Source organism: Paenibacillus sp. EKM10P (assembly GCF_011800655.1).
In the GTDB taxonomy this organism is placed as follows: Bacteria; Bacillota; Bacilli; order Paenibacillales; family Paenibacillaceae; genus Paenibacillus; species Paenibacillus polymyxa.
Genome location: NZ_JAALET010000069.1, coordinates 1 through 577, shown reverse-complemented (window position 1 = coordinate 577; position 577 = coordinate 1). Strand labels below are relative to the sequence as shown.

1 rRNA gene is annotated in these 577 nt (G+C 56.7%); it reads right to left on the bottom strand.

Annotation, left to right across the window (positions count from 1 at the left end):
* Nucleotides 1-577 (bottom strand): 23S ribosomal RNA (locus HFE01_RS26435); the annotation flags it as partial.

Sequence of the window (577 nt, the reverse complement as noted above, 5' to 3'; positions counted from 1 at the left end):
TGGGAAATCTCATCTTGAGGGGGGCTTCACGCTTAGATGCTTTCAGCGCTTATCCCTTCCGTACATAGCTACCCAGCGGTGCTCCTGGCGGAACAACTGGTACACCAGCGGTACGTCCATCCCGGTCCTCTCGTACTAAGGACAGCTCCTCTCAAATTTCCTACGCCCACGACAGATAGGGACCGAACTGTCTCACGACGTTCTGAACCCAGCTCGCGTACCGCTTTAATGGGCGAACAGCCCAACCCTTGGGACCTACTTCAGCCCCAGGATGCGATGAGCCGACATCGAGGTGCCAAACCTCCCCGTCGATGTGGACTCTTGGGGGAGATAAGCCTGTTATCCCCAGGGTAGCTTTTATCCGTTGAGCGATGGCCCTTCCATGCGGTACCACCGGATCACTAAGCCCGACTTTCGTCCCTGCTCGACTTGTAGGTCTCGCAGTCAAGCTCCCTTCTGCCTTTGCACTCTTCGAATGATTTCCAACCATTCTGAGGGAACCTTGGGGCGCCTCCGTTACTCTTTAGGAGGCGACCGCCCCAGTCAAACTGCCCACCTGACACTGTCCTCGTACCGG